This window comes from Curtobacterium sp. 'Ferrero' (assembly GCF_002412165.1).
Classification (GTDB): Bacteria; Actinomycetota; Actinomycetes; order Actinomycetales; family Microbacteriaceae; genus Curtobacterium.
The window spans coordinates 120,313-138,897 of sequence record NZ_NXIA01000008.1 but is presented as its reverse complement, the minus strand read 5'-3'; the positions used below and the strand labels follow the sequence as shown (position 1 = coordinate 138,897).

General features: G+C 70.5%; 21 protein-coding genes. 8 read left to right on the top strand and 13 right to left on the bottom strand.

From position 1 onward, the window contains the following. Positions 1-906: 906 nt before the first annotated feature. From Csp2054_RS09420 to Csp2054_RS09400, 5 genes are read right to left on the bottom strand one after another with little or no spacing between them, the layout of a single operon-like run. Positions 907-1,191 (bottom strand): hypothetical protein, encoded by a 285-nt coding sequence (locus Csp2054_RS09420; RefSeq protein WP_096899047.1) that lies wholly within the window; start codon positions 1,189-1,191, stop codon positions 907-909. After that, positions 1,188-1,952, bottom strand: coding sequence for a hypothetical protein (locus Csp2054_RS09415; RefSeq protein WP_096899046.1), 765 nt, complete (start codon positions 1,950-1,952; stop codon positions 1,188-1,190). Before Csp2054_RS09415 ends, Csp2054_RS09420 begins: the two co-directional genes overlap by 4 nt. Then, entirely contained in the window at positions 1,949-2,422 is a 474-nt protein-coding gene (locus Csp2054_RS09410; protein WP_096899045.1) for a hypothetical protein, read from the bottom strand. Before Csp2054_RS09410 ends, Csp2054_RS09415 begins: the two co-directional genes overlap by 4 nt. Beyond that, positions 2,419-3,594, bottom strand: a complete 1,176-nt coding sequence (locus Csp2054_RS09405) for a hypothetical protein (RefSeq protein ID WP_096899044.1) — start codon at positions 3,592-3,594, stop codon at positions 2,419-2,421. The genes Csp2054_RS09410 and Csp2054_RS09405 overlap by 4 nt, the downstream gene beginning before the upstream one ends. Then, positions 3,591-3,923, bottom strand: a complete 333-nt coding sequence (locus Csp2054_RS09400; protein ID WP_096899043.1) for a DUF6507 family protein — start codon at positions 3,921-3,923, stop codon at positions 3,591-3,593. Before Csp2054_RS09400 ends, Csp2054_RS09405 begins: the two co-directional genes overlap by 4 nt. Before the next feature lie 53 nt (positions 3,924-3,976). Between Csp2054_RS09400 and Csp2054_RS09395 the strand changes: the two genes are divergently transcribed. Continuing rightward, entirely contained in the window at positions 3,977-4,285 is a 309-nt protein-coding gene (locus Csp2054_RS09395) for a hypothetical protein (RefSeq protein WP_096899042.1), read from the top strand. A 143-nt stretch (positions 4,286-4,428) separates the two neighbouring features. After that, positions 4,429-5,364, top strand: coding sequence for an NADP-dependent oxidoreductase (locus tag Csp2054_RS09390; protein WP_096899041.1), 936 nt, complete (start codon positions 4,429-4,431; stop codon positions 5,362-5,364). A 3-nt stretch (positions 5,365-5,367) separates the two neighbouring features. On the opposite strand, the gene Csp2054_RS09385 is transcribed toward Csp2054_RS09390, so the two are convergent. The 5 genes from Csp2054_RS09385 to Csp2054_RS09365 all read right to left on the bottom strand — a co-directional run bounded on the left by Csp2054_RS09385 (position 5,368) and on the right by Csp2054_RS09365 (position 11,539). After that, positions 5,368-5,994, bottom strand: coding sequence for a response regulator transcription factor (locus tag Csp2054_RS09385; RefSeq protein WP_096899040.1), 627 nt, complete (start codon positions 5,992-5,994; stop codon positions 5,368-5,370). Then, positions 5,991-7,256 (bottom strand): sensor histidine kinase, encoded by a 1,266-nt coding sequence (locus Csp2054_RS09380; protein ID WP_176491640.1) that lies wholly within the window; start codon positions 7,254-7,256, stop codon positions 5,991-5,993. Before Csp2054_RS09380 ends, Csp2054_RS09385 begins: the two co-directional genes overlap by 4 nt. Then, positions 7,256-8,050 (bottom strand): ABC transporter permease, encoded by a 795-nt coding sequence (locus Csp2054_RS09375; protein ID WP_096899038.1) that lies wholly within the window; start codon positions 8,048-8,050, stop codon positions 7,256-7,258. Before Csp2054_RS09375 ends, Csp2054_RS09380 begins: the two co-directional genes overlap by 1 nt. A gap of 2 nt (positions 8,051-8,052) precedes the next feature. Next, positions 8,053-8,889: an ABC transporter ATP-binding protein gene (locus Csp2054_RS09370; RefSeq protein ID WP_096899037.1), complete on the bottom strand. Its 837-nt coding sequence runs from the start codon at positions 8,887-8,889 to the stop codon at positions 8,053-8,055. Positions 8,890-9,112: 223 nt separating this feature from the next. Next, positions 9,113-11,539, bottom strand: a complete 2,427-nt coding sequence (locus Csp2054_RS09365) for an ATP-binding cassette domain-containing protein (protein WP_096899036.1) — start codon at positions 11,537-11,539, stop codon at positions 9,113-9,115. 127 nt (positions 11,540-11,666) lie between these two features. Between Csp2054_RS09365 and Csp2054_RS09360 the strand changes: the two genes are divergently transcribed. The 6 genes from Csp2054_RS09360 to Csp2054_RS09335 all read left to right on the top strand — a co-directional run bounded on the left by Csp2054_RS09360 (position 11,667) and on the right by Csp2054_RS09335 (position 16,322). Further along, positions 11,667-11,954, top strand: a complete 288-nt coding sequence (locus Csp2054_RS09360) for a hypothetical protein (protein WP_141399210.1) — start codon at positions 11,667-11,669, stop codon at positions 11,952-11,954. Further along, positions 11,951-13,693, top strand: a complete 1,743-nt coding sequence (locus Csp2054_RS09355; RefSeq protein ID WP_096899034.1) for an alpha/beta hydrolase — start codon at positions 11,951-11,953, stop codon at positions 13,691-13,693. Before Csp2054_RS09360 ends, Csp2054_RS09355 begins: the two co-directional genes overlap by 4 nt. Positions 13,694-13,794: 101 nt before the next feature. Then, a complete protein-coding gene (locus Csp2054_RS09350; protein ID WP_096899033.1) occupies positions 13,795-14,166 on the top strand; it encodes a hypothetical protein in 372 nt (123 codons plus the stop codon). Position 14,167: 1 nt separating this feature from the next. Then, positions 14,168-14,773 (top strand): hypothetical protein, encoded by a 606-nt coding sequence (locus Csp2054_RS17750; RefSeq protein WP_141399209.1) that lies wholly within the window; start codon positions 14,168-14,170, stop codon positions 14,771-14,773. 486 nt (positions 14,774-15,259) lie between these two features. Further along, on the top strand, positions 15,260-15,706 hold the full coding sequence (locus Csp2054_RS09340; RefSeq protein ID WP_255252683.1) for a hypothetical protein: 447 nt from the start codon (positions 15,260-15,262) through the stop codon (positions 15,704-15,706). 163 nt (positions 15,707-15,869) lie between these two features. Then, positions 15,870-16,322: a hypothetical protein gene (locus tag Csp2054_RS09335; RefSeq protein ID WP_096899059.1), complete on the top strand. Its 453-nt coding sequence runs from the start codon at positions 15,870-15,872 to the stop codon at positions 16,320-16,322. 269 nt (positions 16,323-16,591) lie between these two features. Here Csp2054_RS09335 and vsr read toward each other — a convergent pair whose 3' ends face one another. The 3 genes from vsr to Csp2054_RS09320 form a co-directional block, all read right to left on the bottom strand. Beyond that, complete coding sequence (gene vsr / locus Csp2054_RS09330) at positions 16,592-17,050, bottom strand: DNA mismatch endonuclease Vsr (RefSeq protein ID WP_096899031.1); 459 nt, start codon at positions 17,048-17,050, stop codon at positions 16,592-16,594. A gap of 89 nt (positions 17,051-17,139) precedes the next feature. Continuing rightward, on the bottom strand, positions 17,140-17,706 hold the full coding sequence (locus tag Csp2054_RS09325) for a hypothetical protein (RefSeq protein WP_096899030.1): 567 nt from the start codon (positions 17,704-17,706) through the stop codon (positions 17,140-17,142). Between the two features lie 434 nt (positions 17,707-18,140). Continuing rightward, complete coding sequence (locus tag Csp2054_RS09320) at positions 18,141-18,584, bottom strand: phospho-sugar glycosidase domain-containing protein (protein ID WP_255252682.1); 444 nt, start codon at positions 18,582-18,584, stop codon at positions 18,141-18,143. Position 18,585: the final 1 nt, after the last annotated feature.

The following is an 18,585-nucleotide window of genomic DNA, read 5'->3' as shown; positions in this document are numbered from 1 at the left end:
TGTGGGAGAGTAGGACGCCGCCGGACTCAAATGTTGGTAACACCAGGGAACCCCTGACCATGATGTGGTCAGGGGTTTCCTGCGTTCACGGGGGCTGTTCGGGAGCGACAGGAGCACCCGCCGCCGTGCAGGAACGGCTCTCTTCGCTGCTCATCGAGTGCTCGGGCTCGCGAGCGACGCCCAGCGACGTTGCGATGCCTCCGCGGCCACTCGTGCAGTCCACCTCGGACCAACATGACCCCGTTCTGTCCGCGTTGATCGCATCCGCCGCTCCTGGCGCGATGCTGTCCGAGCAGGCGGGCAGCTGGGCGTGACCGGTGCCGTCGGTGAGCGGGGTGCTCGGGCGGGGATGCTGTCGGTGTACCCATCGGGGTGTTCTCCGCGTGGCGTCGGTTGTCGTGTCCGCGATCGCTGTGCATCGTGCGGTGCTCGACGCGGTCGACGCCGCGACGGCGGAGCGGCTGTTTGAAGGGGAGGACACCGAGGTCGCGGTCGGCCTGCTGGCGTCGGCCGGCCATCTGCCTCTGTCGGTGTGGTGCCGCCCAGCGGGTCGTCACGTGTGTCGCTGCCGCTGCCGGAGTTCGCCGGACGGCTGATGTCCGAGGAGCTTCTGCTCCCGACGTCGCTCGAGCCGTGAGAGGTTGCGAAGGAAGCTTCTGCGGGCGCTGGATCTCGACGACGGCGGTGCGATCCCGACGGCGGAGTGCTCCGCTCCCGGTCGGATGGGCGGACGCGCGGATCTGAGCGCGCGCGCCGGATGGCGGACGGTGGATGCGTGGGACGGGAGGCACGGTGCGGGCAGGGGCCGCGCCTCCTGTCCGGTGGGAGGTGCGGTGCTGCTTTCGGGAGGGACGGACTCGGAACGACGCCTCCGATGTCGTAGGACGTCGGAGGAGTCGTCCGGGATCAGCGCCAGCTGCTGCGGAGCGCGCGGAACCAGCGTGGTGTCAGCGCGGAGGGGAGGTACCAGGTCGAGGCCGCGCCGAGCAGGGCGATGACCGCGGGGACCCAGAAGAGCCAGCTCGGGCGGTCCGGCAGCGCGAGGACGATGCTCACCAGCACGATGCCGAGACCGAACCAGAAGAGGCCGAAGACCCAGTAAGACAGGCCGCCCTTCGCCCAGGAACGCCAGACTCCGGTGTAGCCGAGCAGGCCGACGAAGATACAGGCGGCGCCGATGATCCAGATCACGTCGTGCTCCAGCTTCGTTCGAGCAACTGCGGGAGCGCTTCGAAGACCCAGTACGACGGCACCAGTTGCAGTCGTGAGCCACCCTCCACGCGGATGCGCAGGTGCGATGCCGAACCCATGAACACGAGGGGGAGCCCGTCGTCGGATCCCGGTACCGCGATCGAGACCGTCGACCAGGGCTTGTACCAACGGGCGGCGAGGACCGGGCCGACCTCCGCGGGGGGTTCGACCTGGTGGCCCGAGACCTTGGCGTCCACGACGTCGTCCGGGATCACTCGCGACTCGTCGTCGTCCGGGTCGGCGATGGGCCAGAAGGGCTCGATGCCAGACCAGGCGATCAGGCGACCGACGGCCGCGGTGACGGGCAGGAGGTCGATCGTCTCGGTGTCGTCGTGCACCGTCCGGACGACGGCGTCGGCACCGTCGGCCCAGCAGGACCACGTCGTCGTGCCGGTGCGGGAGACGCGTTCGGCCGCGAGTGTGCGGCGCGCACGCTCGACGATGCCGGTGATGGTCGTCGCTGTCTCGCTCGCTCCGCCGAACCGACCGAGCAAGCCGCTCTCGCGCAGTGCAGCGGCCGCCGGGGTGTTGCGCTTCGCCGCGGATACGAGGCCTCGGCCGCGCAGATCGAAGAGCGCCTGCAGTGCGCCGGACGGCAGTGCGTACGCCGGCTCGGGGAGCGGCCTTCCCGGGGTCCGGTCGAGGCGCTCGAGCGGCTGGCCGGCGTACTTCGTCGCGAAGGGGTCGAGGAGATCGTTCACGAGAGGAGCTCCAGGGGACTGAGCGCGGCGATCGAGTCGAAGGTCCCGATCATGGCTGGGTAGGTGTCGAGTCCGGCGCTGCACGTCAGATCGACGCGTCCGCCGCGCGTCGTCCCGGTGAACTTCGTGACGGCGACCGTCACCCCCTCGTACTCGTAGAGGAACTGCATCCTGCGCTCGAACGGCCCCTCCGGCCACGGGGTGACCGAGACGACGTGCGACCACGGAAGCATTGCTCGGGCCTCGGCAATCGCGTTCGACGAGTCGGCGACGATGTCCCCGGCGGACTCGACCACCGAGAGCACCGCGTTCTCGCGGAAGGTACCGTTCGGGTTCGCAGCGACCTCCGGCCGGACGACCGCGAGGGCTCCGGTGCGGTCGTCGTCGATCCACCCCGCAGGGACCCGGAATCCTCCGGCCGCGGTCGCACGCGTTCGCCAGCCCGCTGTCGTGGTGTCTGCTCCGGTCATCCCGTGATCTTGTCCCATAGTCCCTTGGCGGCTCGGCCGATGTCCTCGCCGACCCCGCTGCCGACGATACCGCCGACGATGCCACCCACGATCCCGCCGATGGCCGTGCCCGGGCCGGGGAACACGCTGCCGATCGCGGCGCCGAGCTCTGCGCCCATGACGGCTCCGCCCCAGGCACCCGCTGCCGAGCCGCCGCCGACGAACACGGCGTTCTCCGTCGCACTCGCCTGCTTCTCGCCCTCCGACCACTCCGGGTGGGTCTGCGAGTCCTCCTGGTACTGGTCGGCGTACGCCGAACCGACGGTGAGTACCGTCCCGGCAACACCGAGGGCGCGACCGCCGACCTCTGCGACCTTCGGCAGGGCCGACTTCGTCGCGCCGTCGTCCCAGATCATGAAGAGGTGGTTCTTCGTGATCACGTCCGGCTCGGGCTGCGTGATGAACGACTGCGCCGTCCGCTCCGGGATCAGCAACGGGCTGCCGGGACTGGTGGCGAAGGAAGCGCCCTTCCACTCCAGGACCGGTTGGACCTTGATCGTCTCGATCGACCCCGTCTCGACGGCGATCTCGAGCCGGCGGACCCGGTTCGTGGCCTCTTCGGCGAGACCGATCGCAGTGCCGGACGGCTCGCCGGCAGCGGCGTCGACCACGTTTCGGATCCGTGTGACCCCGGCGTACTTGGCGAGGGAGCGCAGGCCGTCCGCACAGTCGGCGTCCGCGGACTCCACATCGGCGTTGAAGGTGCGGACCCGTCCGGAGAGGTCGGTGGCCGCCGTCGCGAGCGCATTGGCTGTCGTGCCGTCGGGGTCCGCGTCGGCCGGTGCGTCTGCCGCTTCGCGCACTGCGGTCTCATGCGAGCCGATGTCCGACAGCAGGGTCGCTCGACGCGCCGCGAGATCGGTCAGGACGGTCGCGTAGGCGTCGAGCACTCGCTGGACCTGTCGGACGTCGCCCGCGACGATCTCCGCGACGGCTTTCGGCGCGTCCATGGCGACGTGGACCCGGTGAGCCTCGGGTGCCTGGTAGACACCGGGTGCGGAGAGCCCGGCCCATCCGGACGCGACCGCGTCGGTCGCTTCGGTCGTCTGCGTGGCGATCGCCGTGAACGCTGCGGCGGCCTCGCTGACCGCTGTCGCGTCGGGGAGTTCCGCGGGGGTGCCGACGGCCGTCATTCGTCACCGCCCCACTCCACGTCGGCGACGTGCCGGTTGGCGTCAGTCGCCATCTCCTCGTCGCCGTGCTCGTAGGCCGTGATGGCCGAGCGCGTCGCTGCGATCGCCGTGCTGACCTGCTGCTTCGCCGCGAGGACATCGACGCCGATCGGATCGATCGCCAAGTCCGCCAGCGCGGCGGCGCTCTGCGTCCCACCGCGCACGGCTCCGATCGCCTGGGCGATCGCGGACTCGAGCGTCCGCGTCGCCGTCGCGATGCCTGCCGAGTCGGCTTCCGCCTGCGTGATGATCGCGCGGGCCTGCCCTGGCTGGATCTGCCAGCTCGTCATGTCGTCCCCCGGTTCGGAACTCGTACCGCTCGACCCTACGATGGGCCTGGTACGTGAGCAAGACGGGGGACCGAACGTGGGAGCGATCGTTCACGCTCGTGGGGCTGACGGCGTACACCGGCCTCTGGCGGAGCTGGACGCGCTCGTGGAGCGCCGACCGTGTCTTCCCGACCACGTTCCTCGGGCTCGGCGGCATCTGCCTGGGAACGTTCGCGGCGCTCCTGTCGACGCACGCGTTCGTGCTCACCGCGGTGATGGTGGTCGCGGCCTTCGTGCTGATCCTCGTCGCGGTCGGACTGTTCGTTCTCGGTGTGCCGGCGTGGCTCACGCCGCGCTGGTACCGGCAACGGAGCGGCGCGTGACAGCGGCCGACCGCGGGGCGCCCTGGCGGCGGCCGTCCAGCCCCGGAGCCGGAACGCACCGGACGGGAGGCGCGGTGCGGGCTGGTGTTGCGCCTCCAGGCCGTCACTGGGTGCGTCGAGCAACGCCCGGGTAGACCGGGAGGATGCAGGTCGTCGGAGTCGAGCAGTTCGGAGGGCCCGAGGCCCTCGCCGTCCACGAGGTCCCGGAGCCGCACGCCGGCGCGGGATCGGTGCGCATCCGGGTGGAGGCGTTCGCCGTGAACCCGACGGACACCGGGGTGCGTGCCGGGCAGCGCGACTCGTCCCAGGCGTCACCGCCGTACGTTCCCGGGATGGACGCCGCCGGGGTCATCGACGAGGTCGGCCCCGACGTGTCCGGGTGGGCGGTCGGCGACGAGGTCATGGCGATGGCCCTCCCGCTCAGCACGCACGGTGGGGCGTACGTGCAGGAGCTCGTCGCACCCGTCGGGTCGTTCACCCGGGTGCCGCACGGACTGTCCGCCGCACTCGCGTCGACGGTGCCGATGAACGGGCTGACCGCGCTGCAGATCCTGGCCCGGGCCGAGCTCGAACCGGGGCAGACACTCGCCGTCACCGGAGCGGCCGGGCTGCTCGGTAACTACGTGGTGCAACTGGCCCGGGCCGCGGGGATCACCGTGATCGCGGACGCCGCGCCGCAGGACGAGGCACTCGTGCGGTCGCTCGGGCCGGACCACGTCGTGGCGCGCGGGGCGGGGTTCGCCGCCGCGGTCCGTGCGCTCGTGCCGGACGGGGTCGACGCGCTCGCCGATGCTGCCGTCCAGCGGGACGAGGTCGTGGACGCCGTCCGGGACGGAGGCGTGTTCCTCGACGTGCGGGGCTGGGGAGGCAACGGGGCTCGCGGGATACGGTTCGAGCAGATCATGGTGTTCGGGGAGTACCGGTCGTTCGACAAGCTCGAGCAGCTGCGGCACGCGGTGGAGAGCGGGACGCTGACGCCGCGGGTGGCCGAGGTGCTGCCGGCTGCGCGGGCAGCGGAGGCGCATGCGCGGCTCGAGGCGGGTGGGACGCGCGGCCGGTTCGTGCTGACCTGGGAGTAGCCGTCAGGGGAGGAGGCCGAGCTCCATCGCGCGGGTGACGGCGCGGGTGCGGTCGTTCACGCCGAGCTTGTCGAACACGTGCCCGAGGTGCGTCTTCACGGTGGTCTCGCTGAGGAAGAGCGCGCGACCGATCGACGGGTTCGAGTTGCCCTGCGCGACGAGCTGCAGCACCTCGAGTTCACGAGGGGAGAGCGTCGGGCCGGCAGTCGGCTTGCCGGTCGTCCGGCGGACGAGGGCGGCGGCGGCCGAGGGGGCGAGGGCGGTCTCGCCGCGGGCCGTCGCGCGGACGCCGGCGAGGATCTCGGACTCGGGCGCGGCCTTGAGCAGGTAGCCGGAGGCCCCCGCCTCGATCGCGGCGAGGATCTGGTCGTCGGACTCGTACGTGGTGAGGATCAGCACGCGGACGCCGGGGTACTGTTCGAGGATCCTCGCCGTGGCCTCGTCGCCGTTCACGCCCGGCATGCGGAGGTCCATGAGGACGACGTCCGGCCGTTCCGCGAGGACGACCGCCACGGCGGCGTCGCCGTCGGCGGCCTGCCCGACCACCTCGACGTCGTCGGCGTCCTGGAGGAGCGCGATGATCCCGGCGCGGACGATCGGGTGGTCGTCCGCGACGACGACGCGGATCACCGGAGCGCCTCGGCCGCCGCGGTATGGGCCGGCGCGGCAGCGGCCGGGAGGCGCGGCTCGGCCCCGGTGGGCAGCGTCACGTCGACGACGGTGCCGCGTCCGGGAGCGCTGGTGATGGTGCAGGTGCCGCCTGCGAGGGCGAGCCGCTCGCGGAGACCGCGCAGCCCGTGGCCCGCGGTCGGGACCGCCGGGTCGAAGCCGACGCCGTCGTCCGCGATCCGCAGACCGACCCGGTCGGCTGCCACGTGCAGTGCGACCTGCACCGAGGCGGCGCCGGCGTGTGCGCGGACGTTCGCGAGGGCCTCCTGGGCGACCCGCAGCAGCACGACCTGCGCGTCCCGGTCGAGCACGCAGTCTCCGGCGTCGACCGTGACGGGGATGCCGGTCTCGCGGGTGGAGCGCTCGGCGAGTCGGTGGAGTGCCGCGCCGAGGCCGTCGCCCGAGACCCCGGCTGCTCCGGCGGCGACGAGGGTACGGGACTCCTCGAGGGCGGCGCGGGCGGACTCCTCGAGCACGGACAGACGGTCTTCGAGCCGGTCGGTGCGTCCGGCGGCGAGGTCGCCACGGGCGCGTTCGGTGAGCATGACGATGCCGGCGAGGTTCTGTGCGACGGTGTCGTGGATCTCCCGGGCGAGGCGTTCGCGTTCACTCGTGACCCCGGCGCGGCGGTGTGCCTCGGCGAGGGAGTCCTGTGTCGCCTGCAGCTCGTCGATGAGCTGGCGGCGTTCGTCCGAGAGCGTCGCGATGCGGGTGATCCAGAGGCCGAGGGCGCAGGCGCCGGCGATGCTCACACCCTCGATGAGGATGGTGCCGACGGCGCCGTCCGGCCCGGAGGCGACCAGGAGTCCCGCGCCGGAGGCGATGCCGATGAGGGCCGACGCCGCGATCGATCCGCGGATCGACTCCAGCTGGCACCAGAGGACGGGGAACAGGATGCTCTGCACGAACGCCGTGCTCGGGGCGACCGCCGGCAGGACGAAGGCGGCGATGACCATCACCACGAGGAACGCCCCGGCGGCGCGACGGTCGTCGTAGCCCCGTCGGCCGAACGTCGTATAGCTGATCGACAGGACGGCGATCATGGCGAAAGCTGCCCATCGGGACGGCCAGGGCGACCACCCGAACGCCGCGATGATCGCGATGAGCACCATCGTCACCACGAAGCCCACGTGGAGGCCCCAGTAGCGGTGACGGGTGATGCGGTGCACGGCACCAGCATCCCACCCGACCGACCCCGCGCGGGAGTTCTCCACAGACGGCATCAGGCGTCCTTGCGGTTCCACCGGAACGTCAGGAGACAGACGACGACGCCGACGACCAGCCATGCTGCCAGGATGACCGCTCCCGTCCCGAGGTGCCACGCGCCTCCCGGCTCGGCCGATGCGAACTGCGACGGCAGGAACACCGACCGCATGCCCGACGCCATCCACCGCAGCGGGAAGACGCTCGCGACGTTCTGCAGCCAGTCGGGCAGCTGCGTGAACGGCAGGTACACCCCGGAGATGAACTGCAGGACGAGGACGACGGGGACGATGGTGGCGGTGGCCCGGCGGCCCTCGCGGGGGAGTGCCGAGATCGCGATGCCGAGGACGCTGCTCGTCGCGATGGACACGAGCATGATCCACGCGAACGTCCACCACCGGCCGCCGTCCGTCGGCAGGTCGACGTCGAACACGAAGCGGGCGACGGCGAGCAGGATCGCGGTCTGCAGCACCGTGGTGACGAGGACCATGCCGATCTTGCCGACGAAGTACGACAGCACGGGCAGGGGCGTCCCGCCGAGGCGCTTCAGCGTGCCGTCGCTCCGCTCGCCGGCGATGTCCACGCCGAGGGACTGGGTGCCTGAGAGCAGGATGCCGGTCGCGACGAGGCCGGGCAGGTAGTAGGTGGCGTAGTCGACGCTGACGCCCGGTCCCGCGCTGATGTCCGGCGCGCTGCTGAACGCGACGGAGAACAGGGCGAGCATGACGATGGGGAACAGGAAGGTGAAGAACACCGAGTCGGGAGCACGGAAGTACGAGCGGATCTCGTAGCGGATACGGGCGAGCGCGATCATGGTCAGGCCACCATCTCCAGGTAGACGTCCTCGAGGGACGGGCGGATCACTTCGAGGTCGGTGAAGCCGTCCTCGGTGCGGGAGCGGATGAACGACACGGGGTCGCTCGTGCGTTCCTCGTGTCGGGTGCCGGCGGTGTCGCGCCAGCGGACGATCGGGGTGCGGGCCTCGTGGCCGCCGATCTCGTCGATGGGGGCGATGTCGAGCAACCGGCCGTTCGCGATCACGGCGGCGCGGTCGGCGAGGTGAGCGGCCTCGTCGAGGTAGTGCGTCGTCAGGAACACGGTGGTGCCCTCGGCTTGCACGCTGCGGATGAGGGCCCAGAACTGGCGGCGGGCCTCGGGGTCGAAGCCGGTCGTCGGTTCGTCGAGGAAGAGCACCTCCGGCCGCCCGATGATGCCGAGCGCGACGTCGACCCGCCGACGCTGGCCTCCGCTCAGGCGACTGATTCGGCCGTTCCGTTGCTCGGTGAGGCCGACCGCGTCGAGGAGCTCGTCGACGTCGCGGTGCCGCGGGTACAGGGTCGCGAAGTGCCGCAGCTGTTCGGCGACGGTGACGTTCGGGGACTCCGCGCTCGTCTGCAGCACGATGCCGACGCGAGCGTTGTGCCGCCGGCTGGCACGGGCGGGGTCGTGGCCGAGGACGCGCACCTCGCCCGCGGTGCGGGAGCGGTACCCCTCGAGGATCTCGACGGTGGTGGACTTCCCGGCGCCGTTCGGTCCGAGCAGGGCGAAGGTCTCACCGGGAGCGATCGTGAACGACACGGCGTCGACGGCGACCGTGCCGGTGGCGTACAGCTTGCGGAGGTCGCGGACCTCGATGGCGGGGGTGTCGGGCATGGGTCCAGCCTGACGCGGTGCGCGGTCGGACGGTTCGACCGGTCCGGCCGACCGGCATCCTCCGATCGGAGGATGTCCTCGGTTCGACTCGTGGCCGATCGGGTTCCCGATCCTCGAGGATCGTGCACCGGATCGGCCAGGGCGACGAGCGCGGGTGCTCCCGGTGGGTGGCGGACGGGAGGCGCGGGGCGGGCTGGTGCCGTGCCTCCAGTCCAGTGGGTGGTCAGGAGCCGATGGCGGACCGCAGGTACGGCGCGGTGCGGCTGGCGGCGGAGGCCGCCACCTCGGACGGCGTGCCCGTCGCGACGACGCGGCCGCCGTCCTCCCCGCCCGCCGGGCCGAGGTCGACGACGTGGTCGGCCTGCGCCACCACCGACATGACGTGCTCCACCACGACCACCGTGTTGCCGGCGTCGACGAGACGGTGGAGCTGCGCGGTGAGCAGCTCGAGGTCGGCGGCGTGCAAACCGGTCGAGGGCTCGTCGAGCAGGTACAGCGTGTGGCCCGAGCGTGCGCGCTGGAGTTCCGTGGCGAGCTTGATGCGCTGGGCCTCGCCGCCGGAGAGCTCCGGCGCCGGCTGGCCGAGCCGCAGGTAGCCCAGGCCGACCTGCTGCAGGGCCGTCAGCGCTCGGGCGGCGGCGGGGAGGTCGGCGAGGGCGTCCGCGGCCTCGTCGACGGTCATGCCGAGGACGTCGGCGATGGTGGAGCCGTCGCGGCGGACCTCGAGCGTCTCGGCGTTGTAGCGGGCGCCGTGGCACTCCGGACACGGCGCCCAGCTGCCGGGGAGGAACAGGAGCTCGACGGAGACCGAGCCCTCGCCCTGGCACACCTCGCAGCGGCCGCCCTCCACGTTGAAGGAGAACCTCCCGGCAGTCCAGCCGCGCTGCTTCGCCTGTTCGGTGGCGGCGAACGCCTGCCGAACGGCGTCGAACATGCCCGTGTAGGTCGCGAGGTTCGAGCGGGGCGTGCGGCCGATCGGCTTCTGGTCGACCTCGACGACGCGGGTGATGAGCGGGTGCCGTGCTGCGACGGTGGGGAGGACGCCGCCGACGAGGGACGACTTGCCGGAGCCGGAGACGCCCGTCACCGCGGACATCACGCCGAGGGGGAGGTCGAGGTCGAGGTGGTCGAGGTTGTGGAGGGTCGCGTCGCGGATCTCGAGGGTGCCGACGGGTTCCCTCGGCTCGTGGGCGGGGCGCTCGCCGCCGGGGTGGAGGTATCGGCGCGTGACGCTCTCCTCGATGTCGGCGAGGCCGTCCGGCGGGCCGCTGTACAACACGCGCCCACCACCCGAGCCCGCGCCCGGTCCGACGTCGACGATCCAGTCCGCCCGCCGGACGATGTCCATGTCGTGCTCGACCACGAAGACGCTGTTGCCGCCCGCGCGCAGGTCGTCGAGGACCTGCACGAGCGACTCCGTGTCCGCCGGGTGCAGGCCCGCGCTCGGCTCGTCGAGGACGTAGACCACGCCGAACAGCCCCGAACGGAGCTGCGTCGCGATCCGGAGGCGCTGCGTCTCGCCGGGGGAGAGCGTCGGGGTCGCCCGGTCGAGCCCGAGGTACCCCAGCCCCAGGCCGATGAGGACGCCGATGCGGCTGCCGAGGTCCTGGGCGATCGACTTCGCCACCTCCGACCGTTCGCCCGAGGTCACCGTGCTCTGCGCCGGCGTCGGGTCCGTCAGCTCGGCGGCAGGGCGGAGGACCTGGGCGAGCTCGCTCAGGGGCAGCCCGTTGAACTCGGCGATGCTCAGCCCGCCGAACGTCACCGCGAGGGCCGCCCGCGTCAGTCCCGAGCCGCCGCACAGCTGGCACGGGCCGGACTCCACGAACCGCAGGGCCTTGTTCCGCTGCGTCTCGCTCTGTGAATCGGCGAGGGTGTGCAGCGTGTACTGGCGTGCGCTCCAGAACCGGCCCTTGTACGGCTTCGCGACACGGTCGCGCTTCGGGTGCACCTCGACGACGGGCTGCTCCTCGGTGAAGAGGAGCCAGTCGCGGTCGGCCTTCGGCAGGTCCTTCCACGGCCGGTCGATGTCGTAGCCGAGGACTGCCGTCACGTCGCGGAGGTTCTTGCCCTGCCAGGCACCCGGCCAGGCGGTGATCGCGCCCTCGCGGATGGACAGCGACGGGTCGTGGACCGCCGACGCCTCGGTCACCTCGTGTGCCGTGCCGAGGCCGTGGCAGCGCGGGCACGCCCCGGCGACGGTGTTCGGGGAGAACGAGTCGGAGTAGAGCTGCGTCGCGCCCTCCGGGTAGGTGCCGGCGCGCGAGTAGAGCATGCGGACCGAGTTGCTCAGCGTCGTCAGCGTGCCCACGGTCGAGCGGGTGCTCGGCGCGCCCCGCCGCTGCTGCAGGGCGACGGCCGGGGGCAGGCCCGTGATCGCGTCCACGTGCGGCGTGCTGCCCTGCGCGATGAGTCGGCGGGCGTACGGGGCGACGGACTCGAGGAAGCGGCGTTGAGCCTCGGCGAAGACGGTGCCGAAGGCGAGGCTCGACTTGCCAGAGCCGGAGATGCCCGTGAAGGCGACGATGCGGTCGCGGGGGATGTCGACGTCGACGTTCTGGAGGTTGTGCTCGCGGGCGCCGCGGACGTGGATGAAGCCGTCGGGAGCGGGGGCGGGGCTGCTGGCGGGCTGGTCGTGCGGGGCGGGCATTGGTTCGAGCGTAGGCGGGGTGGCTGGGTGGTGCTCGCGCTGGAGTGGCGCGATCTCTCCACTGTTTTGCATCTGATACTGGAACTGGTATCTTGCAGGTGTTCGCGGGAGCAAGGGGGAGGTCGGCATGTCTGGGGAGTTGCGGGTGTCGTACGCGGCGCTCGAGGGGGTGAGCAGGACGCTCACGGTCGCACGGAACACGTTCGCGGAACGTCCGATCCCGAGCGCTAACGGCGCGTTCGGAGCGGAACCGGTCGAGTCGGCCTTCGCGAGGTTCCGTGCCGCCCAGGAGCGCTCGACCGGCTGGTTGGTGGACACGAGCCGGACGCTCGCGCAGTTCGCGTACGACACCCGTCAACTCGTGCCGGACACCGACACCGACCTCGCACGCGGCCCGGCGATGGCCGTCCAGTGACCGCCGACCCGTTCGCCGGGGATCCGCACGCGATCCTGTTGCTGTCCAGGGCCCTCGCCGAACACCGGGACGATGTGGAGGCAGGTGCGCGCCGAGTCGAACGGTCCGGTGCCGATGCCGACGACTGGACCGGAGCAGCGAAGGAGCGGTTCTCGGTCACGGTCGCGAGCATGACGCCCGCGGCCCGACGACTGGTCTCCCGACTCGACACCGCCGTCGACGTGCTCGACCGCTACGCACTTGCTGTGCGGCAGATCCGGGACGAGGCGGAGCGGCTCCGGTGCGGTCAGGTCCAGCTCGAAGCGGAGGCCGCGGCGAACGCGGTCGCGCTCGCCGCAGCGCGGATGGCGACGTCGAGCGCCGACGCCACCGAGTCGGACGCCACGCGGGTCAGACGGTTGGCGTCGGAGGCCGACGACCTCGCAGCAGCGACTGCGCGGTACGAAGGAGCGTGGGACGACCTGGTCCGGCGTCGAGCGGCTGCTGACCGCGAGGCGGCGTCCGGACTCTCGGACGCCCATGTGCTCGGCGTGGCTCCCTCGTACCTCGGTGCACTGCGGACGATGAGCGACCAAGACTTCCTTCGCGCCATCGCGGGCCTGCCGCCGGAGGTGCTCGCCGAACAGGGGCGCGATGTCGCGGATCGCCTGGAGGGCATGTCACCCGGAGTCGTGCAGGAGTGGTGGGACGGGCTCGGGGGTCGGGGGAGCGCAGGGGAGCACTCGGCGGCGCAGGACGCGTTGATCACGGGGTTGCCCGGCGTCATCGGGAACCTCAAAGGGGTGCCGTACTGGGCGCGGGACCAGGCGAACCGATCGGCGGCGCAGCGGGCGTACGCGGAGGCGAAGGACGCCGTGAAGTTGGCCCAGGACAAGTACGAGCGCGCGGTCGGCCGGGCTGCACAGGCTGTCGCGCAGCGGGAGCTGATCGCGGCCCGGGAACGGTGCGACCAGTTCGAGAACTTGACTGCGGGCGGCCGGAAGCATCTGCAGCTCCTGCACGAGGTCGCGCGCCAGATGGTGTCGTTCGCTCCCTCGCATCCGCCGACCGGCGCGTTCTCGGTGGGCGACCTCGACCGTGCCGACAGTGTGTCGTACCTGGTGCCGGGTATGGGGAGTTCGCTGCAGGACACGACGCAGTACATGACGGCTGCCTCCCGTGTGGTCGCTCTCCACCAGGTGCTCAACACGGAGCACACCACCGCGATGGTGACCTGGATCGGATACGAAGCGCCGCCGAACTTCCTCACGACGGGCGATCGCGGGGTCTTCGAAGACGAGTACGCGATCGCGGGAGCCAAGGAGCTCGCCGCTGATCTGCAGGGCTTCCGTGCGACGCGACCGGGAGCGCACCTGGACGTCGTCGCTCACTCGTACGGTTCCACGGTCGCGGCGATCGCGCTCCATGATCACCCTGAGCTCGGTGTGCGTTCGTTCGTGACGCTGGGCTCGGCTGGGATCCCGTCGGACGTCCCGGACGCCGCTGCGACCCACGCGGAGCACATGTACGCGGCGCAGGCCGTCGAACGGTACGACGTCGCCTTCATCGGTCGGAAGTACAGCGTTCCACACCGGCTCGACCCGACCGACCACTTCGGGGCGACGAGGATCGACACGTTCGAGGGGAACCGTGTGAACGTCCACGATCTCGGCGTGCACAGCGCGACGAACGACGACTACGGCTACCTCGACGCGGGAACGAACTCGCTGTTGACCACGGCAAGGGTGACGCTTCCATGACCGCGGTGCGGGCGGGTTCTCGATGTCGGCGGGTCGCGCTGACGGCTGTGCTCGTGGTCATCACTGCAGTTTTGGCTGGTTGTGAAGCAAGAGGAACGACCGTGACACCGGAAGCCGCGAAGCGCGAAGCCTTTCTGTTCCTCGATCAGACGACGAGGCGGGCCGCGCTCGACTGGTCCGCTCCTCGCGAGCCGACCGCTGAGCGATGCTCTGGCGGGGTCAAGTTCCAGTACCTGGTGCATGCTCCTCTGTCCTCGACACAGTCCGAGCTCGCCGACACCCTGGCGGCCTACTGGCGCTCGGAGGGCCTGAGTGTTGAACGAACTCAGGAGGATTTCGGTGCCGGTTACGGCCTTGTCTATGCGGCCACCGCCCGAGCGCAAGGGTCGCCCGGGGCGGCTTTCGAGATCACGAGGCTGCACGCCCTGGTCTACATCGACTCCCAGTGCGTCGCTGGCGAGGCAGGCGATTGAGGTGGCCAAGAACAATACCTCCGGTGCGGGCGGCGATTGGATCGCCACCTCCGGTGACTCGATCGGGACAGGGCCTGATCGATCGCGACGCCAGTGCGTGCCCATTGGTCGCTGTGGCGAAGGCGACGCTGTCGTGATGAAGAAGGACGCAAGCCGGGTCGCGTCTCTCCTCGCAGGCCTGCTCGTCGTGGGCCTGTCGGCCTGTGCAGAGGAAGGAACATCGATGCCGAGCGCGGCTGATGTTCAGAGAGACGCTGTCCAGTTCCTCAGCCGGAGTGAGCAGGTGGTGAACGTCCCTTGGAAGGACATCCCGGAACCCATCCTTGAACAGTGTGATGACGGTGTTCGTTTCGTCTACAGCGCGGTCGTCACCGTGGACAACGACGCGAAGGCGAACGCCGCGGAGTTGGCGATGTTCTGGCGATCCGAAGGGCTCTCGGTCTCGCCGTCCGTCACGGACTTCGGAAGCCGGGGCAACACGATCTATGCAGCGACTGCTCATCGTGACAGCGGGCCGCGAGCGGCGTACCAACTCAGTGTGATCTCGGTTGCGATCGAGATCACGTCCGAATGCGCGCCGGGGGCCGTCGATGACGACGACGAGTGAGACCCTCGGATGCTCGCAGCGCAGTACCCGCGGTACGAACGCCGCAAGCAACGACACCAGACCGATCGGGAGGCCTGGACACACTCGGGTACCGAGGAGCGCACGTGCAGTACGACACAACGCTGACGCCGGAACGCACGGTGATCGGGTATCCGAACGGGTACAACGCAGGCGCTTCGCCCGACAAGTTCGCCATTTAGTTCCAGGTCAACGACGGATACGCCGACCTCTCGGTCTACGGACACTGCGTGCCCGGGAACGTACCGAAGCTCGGAACCCGCCCGAATCCGCTGTCGAGCGAACTTCCGTAGTGTGGTTCAACGCCGACGGTCGCTGCAGTGACCGGTTCGTCATGAATGGGAATCATCGGTGACTCGACAATTCAAGCGTTGGGTCCGAGCCGCGACCCTGATCGGGGTCACCTCGTTGTTCATGAGCGGCTGCGCGGGAACGGACCCTCACCGCCCTGGAAGGAAGGACTCGTCCATGACTGTTGCACAGTCTCACGGGGCTGTGGAGCGGATCTTCGCCGCGGTTCAGTCCGTCGTGGGCGAGGATGGCTGGACTGATGAGCAGCCGGGCTGGTTCGCTTGCGGAAGCGGCGGCAAGAAGGCGGCTCAGTACACCTGTTCGGCCACCCGCAAACTGCCCCTTCCCGCCGCTCCTGACGAGGTAGCGAGCCGCGTCGTCGGCGCTCTGGAGGAGATCGGGTACGGCGGTGCTCGAGTGCAACGTGATGAGACGCTCGTTCCGCCACGACCGGTCATCGCTTATCCGAACGGCTACAACAGGGGAGCTGCTGCCGACGGGTTCCTCGTGCAGTTCCAGGCCTACGACTCCCACGCAGACGTGTCGATCGAAGGCCACTGCGTCAGCGGGAAGGCTCCGGAGTTCGGGACGCCGTTGAATCCGCGCCCGACCGATCTCCCGTGATGCAGATCCCCGGAGTTTGTGTACGAGCGGCAGACAGGACTGACCGGTGACCCGACGTTCTAACCGACGGGTCATCCCGGGTGCCTTGTGCGCGATGTTCGTGACGCTCCTCACCGGCTGCTCCGAGACCGGCCCCCAGGCCCCAGCGAGTAAGGACTCATCCATGACGGTGCAGGCGTCCCATCAGCAGGTTCACGACATCTTCGAGGCAATCAAGTCAGTCGTGGGCGAGGACGGGTGGACCAGCGGGACTGAGTCGGAATGGAACGACTGCTCATCGAACGGCGGATCAGGAGCGCAGTTCATGCTGACCGCAGTTCGAAAGCAGCAACTCGCCGGCACCCCGGACGAGGTGACGAAGCAGGTCGCGGACAGGCTCGAGTCGAAGTTGGGCATGAGAGGGATACGTGTTCAGCACGACAAGACGTTCTCGCCTCCCCGTACGGTCATCGGTTACCCGAATGGATACAACATGGGGACCGCTTCCGACGGCTACGGGCTGCAATTCCAGATGGACCCCGAGTTCGTCGGCATCATCATCTACGGTCACTGCGTGCCCGGAGAGGTACCCGCTCTCGGCACACCGATGAACCCGCGCCCCACGGATCTTCCGTAGGCACCGTTCCTGGCCGTCACAAATCGCATGCGCACGTTGGAGCTCGAGTTCCGGATTTCGGTACCCCGTTTAATCCGAGCCCCATGGAGGGTCGCTTCTCCCTCAGTGTCACTGGCCGCCGCCGTCGGGAGCGCAGCCCGGTCCGACGGGGACTTCGTCCCAGGTCCGTACCCGATCCAGCGGGAACCGGCTGAGCGGCGCCAGGCTCACGAGCGTGGGCGGCAGGGCACGTTCGGTGCTCGCAGGAAGGGACACCGGCAACGACGCATTCACGGGATCCGTCCTGCCCCCGGGCGTCCGCCGGACCGAGTGATGCCGTCCCAGCGGTCGAGCTCCCGCTCGACACTGGTCGCAGCAGCGCCCGGATCTCCGTGCTCCCAGAACCGCAGGACCCGCCACCCTTCGGACACCAGGACCGCCTCGTTCTGCGCGTCACGCTGCCGGTTCGCCAGTAGCTTCCGGCGCCAGAGCTCGGCGTTCGCCCTCGGCAGGTGTGCATGCTCCTCGCAGTAGTGCCAGAAGCAGCCGTCGACGAACACCGCGACCCGGGCACGCGGGAAGACCAGGTCCGGACGAACGCGACAGCGCGTGCTCACTCGGCGGTCGACGAAGAACCGTCGCCCGCGGCGGTGGAGCTCCCGCCGTAAGGCCAGTTCGGGTGCGGTGTCCCGCCGACCGAACCGCGCCATGTGCCGTCGTCGGGCATCGTCGGCTTCCCAGTGCGACATGCCTCGATCGTGGGGGGAGCCCAGGCATCCCGGCAAGGCGGTCTTCCGGATCTGTGGACGGCCACGCCCCATTGGAAGGACGCGCCCGGCTACCGCGCCGACACAGCCTCGAGGTACCGCCGCGCCCCCCGGATCTGCCGCCCGAGCGAGATGCTCACCGCGATCCCGACCACGACGATCACGGCGATGAACATCCGCGCGAAACCTCCGAGCCAGAGGTCGTCCCGCTCGAGGTTCGGCAGCTGCGACCCGGCGATCCCGGCGTAGAGCAGCAGGAACTGCCCGATCATGACCGGCAACGTCACTGCGGCACCCCGAGCCCAGTCGAAGGCCCGGTGCGCCATCTCGGATCCCGGCTCCCCGAGCGGCCGTCCGGAGAACACCGCCCGCCGGACTGCCTTGCGTCCGGACTTGTCCAGCTCGCGGATCGGCCACTGCATCGACGGCGCGAGCCGGAACGACGCGGGGGCGAGCGAGAGCGCACCGCCGAGACCACCAAAGCTCATCCCGACACCGAGGATGGCGAGGACCCGGGCGAGCACGTCGTCGCCGCTGGAGACGATGATCCCGACCACCGCCCCGACCACGAACCCGATGATCGCGATGGGAACGGTCCGCCGCCACGCCCGCCGAGCGATGCCCTCGTAGTCCCCCATGCGCCCCACCCTACGAGGAACGCCCGCGATCGGACTGGAGGCACGGATCGACCCGCCAGCGTGCCGTGCGTCGCGCAGGTGGGTCGCGCCTCCAGACCGGCTCCTTCTGACGGCGCACCGCGCCGGATCGACGGGGGATCAGCGCGCGCTGCGCGCCGCTTGCGCAGTCCGGCGGACACGTCCTCGAGGCGGACGATCTCCTCGACCGGCAAGCCGCAGTCGGCCCGGAGGAGTGTCGTGCGGAGTGCTCGGAACCACAGGACGTCGGGGCTGAGGACGAGTCGACCGCCGATCTCGAGCCGACGCGGTGCTCTTCGCTGCTCACTCGGGAGGTACCCGGGGACAACGTCGCTCGCCCCGGAACGCGGCTCGTCGGGCAGGTACGTCGCGAACCTGCGGACGAGCACGATCGTGGCGTCGGTGTGCGGCACGGGTCAATGATCGCCCGGGCGAGGCGCCGGGGCTGCGAGCCGCACGCTGAGTTCCGGACGGCCAGGCGGACGGACGGCGCCCTCGACGGTCCCGAGCACCGCGACCCGGTCGTCCGCCGGCAGGTCGCGCAGCGTGATGGCGACCTCGCCGCGGTACCGCCCCGCCGATGCCAGCTGCACGGTGACGGACCCTGCTGGTCGGGGCTGCCCGCCGGCCTCGGGCAGCGGCAGGTCGGCGAAGCGCTCGCGGGAGTGCTCCAGGCGGATCATCGCCTCGGCAGCGTCGGGTCGTTCGCGGTCGGGAACGGCCAGCCCGGCGAGGACCGCCGGGTGCACACCGGGGGCGGCGGTGCCGTCGAGCACGACGACCCCGTCGCGGACGAAGGTCCCGAGCCGCGACCACGACCGGTCGGAGAGTGCCGGGTCGCCGACGTACACGTCGTCCACA